Genomic DNA, 5,989 nt, shown 5'->3' on the forward strand with positions numbered 1-5,989 from the left:
TATTGCCCAACTAATTTCTGGTTTAATTCAGTCGGTTCAAGCATATAAATACATTTGTCATAGGTCAGGGTTAGATTCTTGGTGACCTTACGCGGTTCCTGCCAGGTAAAAATATCATCCAGTTCAAGATCAGATTCGGTTAAGGGCCGATGTAAATTCTTTGAGTTTCTCGCACATTTGGCGAACCTCTGATTGAAATGCTCAATAAAGCAGGGTAGCCATGCATTGGCTTCAGCAATCGAACCGATGCCTTCTAGGCGCATCTCCTTGATCAAACGGTCCTGAAGGGTTCTATTCGCTCGTTCTACGCGGCCTTTGGCCTGTGGTGAGTTGGCGAAGATAATATCAATGTTTAACTCGTTCAGAATCCGCCCAAATTGCGTGATCTTGCTGTCTTGGCTCGATTTCTGATTGACTCGGAATACCGAGTGTTTATCGCTATAAAAGGCCAAGGGCTTCCCATATTGCTCAATGTAGGCTCGGGTTGAAAGCATGTAATCAAAGGTCGTTTCCGCTTCACAAAAGCGCAGATGCAACAGCTTTCCAGTGGCATCATCGATATAAACCAGCAAGCAGCATTTGGCGGCTCGGCCTTCAAACCAGTCATGATATGAGCCATCAATCTGAATCAGCTCACCCAAGCAATCCCGGTTATAGCGTGGCTGATATGGGCGTTTTAGACGTTTGGATCGCGGAATCCAGAGCTCATTTGCAGTCATCCAGCGCCGAAGCGTTTCTACAGGGATATTCAGGTCAAACATGCTGCTGAGCTTCTCATGCGCCAAGGTGGGTCCAAATCCGAGCAGATGTTCAGAAATAATGGAAAGGCACTTTGATTTTAATAACTCATCATGGCGATGATGACCCGGGTGACCACGACTGGCATGCGCCAGACCTGAAACACCGTCTTGATGGAGCTTCTGCAATAACCGGGTAATTTGACGAGTGGAAAGATTCAGGATTTCAGCAGCACGGACTTGGGTAATACGATGATCTCGAACCTCTTGCAGAACTGCAAGACGTTGAATTTCTTTATCAGACATAGTGATCAGCATCTATATTTTATATCCAGTCCATGATGATAAAAACCATCATAAACTAGACATTTTTATTGGTGAGAATATAGACAATTTAAATGGGTTCTAACAATGGGGTTTCGTATAACGCCCATTATGTTAAATAGGGAGTTTTTTAGGTAAGTTTGCTTGGATTTCTAGCTTATTTCCCTCTCATAATAGATAGAGAAGATATTAACTGTTATCCTTGCTTTCGAAAATCCACCACAACAAGTTCTCTCCTTTATGACACTTACGCCACCTTAAGTTTATTTACCTCTTAAATCAGTAAATAACTCATCACTGTCTAGTGATGTGGTGTAGTCGCTTGTGTGTCGTATATGTCACGTCACTAGCCTATCTAAAATTCCAAAAATCAGGCTATTTGTATGTTATCTAATATCCGAGAACAATGGTTCTCTAACATCCGTGGGGATGTGCTTGCAGGGCTAGTTGTAGGTCTTGCACTCATTCCAGAAGCTATCGCATTTTCAATCATTGCAGGCGTAGACCCCAAAGTTGGCTTGTACGCCTCGTTCTGTATTGCAGTAGTGATTTCATTCGTTGGTGGTCGTCCAGCTATGATTTCAGCTGCTACAGGTGCTATGGCGCTGCTCATGGTCACGTTGGTCAAAGAACATGGGCTTGAATACCTACTTGCTGCAACAATTTTGACTGGTGTTATTCAAATATTAGCAGGATATTTAAAACTGGCTAAGTTGATGCGCTTTGTTTCTAAGTCTGTCGTGATTGGCTTTGTAAATGCCTTGGCAATCTTAATTTTTATGGCACAGTTACCTGAATTAACTAATGTGACTTGGCATGTTTATGCTTTGGTAGCACTAGGTCTAGGCATTATCTATTTATTTCCTTTAATCCCTAAATTAGGAAAATTATTACCTTCTCCTCTTGTTTGTATTATTGCGATTACATTACTGGCAATCGCCTTGGGAATTGATGTGCGGACAGTTGGGGATATGGGGGCTTTACCTGACACACTTCCAATGTTTTTGATTCCTAATATTCCTTTGAATATTGAAACATTAATGATCATTTTGCCGTATTCAGTTGCATTGGCAGCAGTGGGTCTACTTGAATCGATGATGACTGCAACTATCGTAGATGAAATGACAGATACCCCAAGTGATAAATTCCAAGAATGTAAAGGACAAGGCATTGCGAATATAGCATCTGGTTTCATGGGGGGTATGGCTGGTTGTGCCATGATTGGTCAATCCATGATTAATGTTAAATCTGGCGGTCTTACTCGCTTATCAACATTCTCAGCAGGTATCTTTCTTTTAATTCTCGTAGTCTTTATTAGTGATTGGCTTAAGGTCATTCCAATGGCTGCGCTAGTGGCTGTCATGATTATGGTTTCCATCAGTACCTTTGATTGGAATTCATTAAAAACATTCAAGGAAAATCCTAAAAGTAGCAATATTGTAATGGTAGCTACTGTCGTAGTCGTTGTAGCAACACATAACCTAGCTTTAGGCGTATTAACAGGTGTTCTATTGTCTGCATTGTTCCTTGCGAACAAGTTAGAGAATGATATCCATGTGGAATCTACTTTAGAGGGTGCGCATCGCTTATATGACTTACATGGTCAGATCTTCTTTAGTTCTTCTGAAAAATTCATGCAGAGTTTTGACTTTAAGGAAGATGTTAAGGATGTGATTATTGATTTAACCCATGCCCATATTTGGGATGTGACATCAGTCGCTATGCTTGATTCAGTAATAAGTAAATTCCAAAAGAATGGTGTCAATGTGACTGTACGTGGCTTAAATGAGGCCAGCACAAATATGATTGATAAATATGGAACACACGCCAAAATCTAAGTTAAAGAGATTCTACATTTATGTAGAATCTCTAAAATTAACATAATACACCTTATGCGAAATCAAAAATGGGAGCTTAAGCTCCCATTTTTATTGTTATACATTGAATCCTATATGTTTTCCTGTTGGAAGCTCTACATCAATACGAAGTTTTCCTCCCATCGCTTCAACATACTTTTTCATCGTTGAAAGCTTTAAATCATTCCCACGATTTTCGATTGCTGAAAGTGATGGCTGTTTGATACCAAGGGTTTCAGCCAATTCTTTTTGAGAAATTTCTAATTCTTCACGAATTAGATAAAGCTGGTTTTCTAGTAATAACTCATCAGCCATTTGTTGAATACGAGCTTGGCTCTCTGGAGAGCGACTAGCTAATAATTCTTGTAGGGTCTTAGCCATCAGATTGTTCTCCTAAAGTTGAGAGATGAAGTTCGTATTGCTGATCTGCAATAACTAGCATATCTGTATAAAAACGCTTTTTACCACTCTTATCTCCAATACACAGCACAATGGCCTGTCGTAATGGATCGAATGCGAAAAATGCCCTTAGCGGTTTACCTCGATGCTGAACACGCAGTTCCTTCATATTGGTAAATTTAGAGTTGTAGACTGTATCTACTAAGGGACGACCTAAACTTGGCCCTTGCTGTTGCAGAATAACCAAAGCAGCTAAGACTTTTTCTTGTGTTGTTTCATCTTGCTGTTCAAGCCATTCATTAAACAGATCCGTTGTAATGACTGTCCACATATTACAACCAAAATATAGATTATGGTCTATATTTTAAGGGGGATTGAATGACTTTGCAAATAATCATACACAATGAGTATGATGACCTGAGGATCACTACACTTAAGGATCGGGATGAAGCATTTAGAATTTATAGGAAAAAGTACAGAATATATCGGCCATACCCATGTTGAAATTATCAATAGTTCACTACGCTTATCTTTCAACGTCCCATCAACAAATGATGTAAAAGAAACTTTTAAAAAGATGGTCGAAAACAACTATGATTTACTAATGGAAACATCACAAAAAATAGAATTTGAATTAGATAGTGAAGTTCTTAAAAAAATTGAAAAAATAACGAAAGAACAAGGTATTGAGTTTGAAGAATATGTGCAAAATTCCTTGATTAAGCTCATTAACCAATGTGAATTAACTACCGATCAGCCTTAACTTAGGCAATAAAAAAGCCCAACATCCTGTTGGGCTTTTTTACATATTTGATGCTGAGGTATAACTCCTGTCGTACCTGCATGTCCTTTGCTGTCATTTGTTATTGTTGTCTGGAGCATCCTGCTCTCTATGTCCTCATCATAGAAAATAGCTTTGACTCAGGCTAGACGCAAAGAGCGGTTTATGGCGTAAGCCTAAGCTTACATTGCTTAAAATTTATCCCCATTTTTTGTGGATTATTTCGGTTGTGTGACAGTTGATAAAGTTCAAAAAACCGCAAAATTGATTATTTTTTAATCAAAATGATTGGCGAAAGATATCAAAAATGCTCAAAAAGAAACCGACTTATATCGAAGCCGGATTTTCAGGGTGTTTTTGAATTATGTAAAATAATTAACTGATTGTTTTTATTAGAATAAGAAGATTGGTGTTATTCCCAAGTAGAAATGTCCTACCTAATAACCAAATAGAAATGTCCTATATGGACATTTCCAAGTCAAGCACAGGATTCAGATTTCGTTGTTGAACTGCTGTTTTCTGTGCTCGTCTACGTGGCATCTTTTGTGAACGATTGCGTTTGTTTTGTTGTTCCAGTTGTTCATGCTGTTGTTGAATATGTGCCAGCACAGAACCCAAACGTTTATTCTCAACAATCTCTCGCTGATTCAGCTGACTTAATTTATCGAAGAGGCTGTAATTGATCTTTCGACCATCATGCATGAGGGCTACAGTACCATCCGGGTATTCCAGGAACTCAAGATACTTACCGATCAATCTTTGATTTTCTTCGCTGTTTTCCAAGATATATACGCATTTATCATAAGTAATCGTCAAGCTGTTGGTGACCCTGCGGGGTTCACGCCAGGTAAAAACATCATCTAATTCTTCGGCTGTTTCAGTGATAGTCCGGTGCAGATCCTTGGGATTAAAGGCCATCTTGGCAAATTTACGATTAAATTGCTCAATAAAGCACGGCAGCCACTTATTGGCATCTGCAATCGAACTGATGCCTTCCAGACGCATCTCTTTGATCAGACGGTCCTGAAGCGTTCTATTGGCGCGTTCTACACGGCCTTTGGCTTGAGGGGAGTTAGCGAAAATGATATCGATATTGAGAGTGCTCAGAACACGTCCAAACTGGGTAATCTTGGTGTCTTTCTTGCTGCTTTGATTCACCCTAAAAACTGAATGTTTGTCACTGTAAAATGCCAATGGCTTACCATGCTGTTCGATATATAAACGTGTCGAAATCATATAGTCAAAGGCTGACTCTGACGCACAGAAGCGTAAATGCTGCAATTTTCCTGTGGCATCATCGATGAATACTAGCAGACAGCATTTAGGTGCTCGACCTTCAAACCAATCATGGTGTGAGCCATCAATTTGGATCAATTCACCATAACAATCTCGGTTATAACGAGGCTGATATGGGCGTTTCAGGCGCTTGCAGCGAGGAATCCATAAATCGGCTGCAATCATCCAGGAACGCAGGGTTTCTACTGAAAGATCGAATCCATGCACGGTGGTGAGCTTTTCATGCGCTAAAGTGGGTCCGAAACCATAAAGTTGATCTGAAACAATATTGAGGCACTTAAGTCTGAGTTCTTCAGGAAGTTTGGAATTGCTGATTTGGCCACGACCGGCATGGGCTAATGCAGCGGGACCTTGAGCTTTGTATTTCTGCAGTAAGCGTCTGATCTGACGTTCTGAGATATGAAGTAGCTGAGCAGCCTGGGATTGAGTTATGCGTTGATCACAGATTTCCTGCAAGACCGACAATCGTTTAAGTTCTTTATCCGACATAGACACCAACATATCAAACCGTCCGCTAAGGAAATTGCAAAAATGCATATTCTAAAAGCGGACATTTTTACTTTGGAGAAACCGGACATTTCTATTTTGGGCTTACA

Annotated in this window: 6 protein-coding genes; 2 read left to right on the forward strand and 4 right to left on the reverse strand. The window is 40.0% G+C overall.

The annotated features are described in order from the left end of the window. Positions 1–1,055, reverse strand: a 1,055-nt coding sequence (locus AC5YCE_RS15295) for an ISNCY family transposase (RefSeq protein WP_496171662.1), incomplete at its 3' end; no start/stop codon positions are given. Positions 1,056–1,444: 389 nt separating this feature from the next. Between AC5YCE_RS15295 and AC5YCE_RS15300 the strand changes: the two genes are divergently transcribed. Continuing rightward, positions 1,445–2,899, forward strand: coding sequence for a SulP family inorganic anion transporter (locus AC5YCE_RS15300; protein ID WP_496152849.1), 1,455 nt, complete (start codon positions 1,445–1,447; stop codon positions 2,897–2,899). 96 nt (positions 2,900–2,995) lie between these two features. Here AC5YCE_RS15300 and AC5YCE_RS15305 read toward each other — a convergent pair whose 3' ends face one another. Together AC5YCE_RS15305 and AC5YCE_RS15310 are read right to left on the reverse strand one after the other, a co-directional pair. After that, on the reverse strand, positions 2,996–3,298 hold the full coding sequence (locus AC5YCE_RS15305) for a helix-turn-helix domain-containing protein (protein ID WP_496152850.1): 303 nt from the start codon (positions 3,296–3,298) through the stop codon (positions 2,996–2,998). Next, positions 3,291–3,647, reverse strand: coding sequence for a type II toxin-antitoxin system RelE/ParE family toxin (locus AC5YCE_RS15310; RefSeq protein WP_496152851.1), 357 nt, complete (start codon positions 3,645–3,647; stop codon positions 3,291–3,293). The genes AC5YCE_RS15305 and AC5YCE_RS15310 overlap by 8 nt, the downstream gene beginning before the upstream one ends. 114 nt (positions 3,648–3,761) lie before the next feature. Here AC5YCE_RS15310 and AC5YCE_RS15315 point away from each other — a divergent pair, with 114 nt between their 5' ends. Next, the gene (locus AC5YCE_RS15315) at positions 3,762–4,079 is read left to right on the forward strand and encodes a hypothetical protein (RefSeq protein WP_496152852.1); all 318 of its coding nucleotides are present in this window, start codon (positions 3,762–3,764) and stop codon (positions 4,077–4,079) included. A 477-nt stretch (positions 4,080–4,556) separates the two neighbouring features. Here AC5YCE_RS15315 and AC5YCE_RS15320 read toward each other — a convergent pair whose 3' ends face one another. Then, a complete protein-coding gene (locus AC5YCE_RS15320) occupies positions 4,557–5,882 on the reverse strand; it encodes an ISNCY family transposase (RefSeq protein ID WP_496172362.1) in 1,326 nt (441 codons plus the stop codon). Between the last annotated feature and the right edge of the window lie 107 nt (positions 5,883–5,989).

The sequence above is a fragment of the Acinetobacter sp. CY79 genome (genome assembly GCF_059515845.1).

What these genes read in the sequence shown, in the direction of transcription:
- AC5YCE_RS15315 (WP_496152852.1), top strand. Translation starts at nt 3,762, where the DNA reads ATGAAGCATTTAGAATTTATAGGAAAAAGTACAGAATATATCGGCCAT.
- AC5YCE_RS15320 (WP_496172362.1), bottom strand. Translation starts at nt 5,882, where the DNA reads ATGTCGGATAAAGAACTTAAACGATTGTCGGTCTTGCAGGAAATCTGT.
- AC5YCE_RS15310 (WP_496152851.1), bottom strand. Translation starts at nt 3,647, where the DNA reads ATGTGGACAGTCATTACAACGGATCTGTTTAATGAATGGCTTGAACAG.
- AC5YCE_RS15300 (WP_496152849.1), top strand. Translation starts at nt 1,445, where the DNA reads ATGTTATCTAATATCCGAGAACAATGGTTCTCTAACATCCGTGGGGAT.
- AC5YCE_RS15305 (WP_496152850.1), bottom strand. Translation starts at nt 3,298, where the DNA reads ATGGCTAAGACCCTACAAGAATTATTAGCTAGTCGCTCTCCAGAGAGC.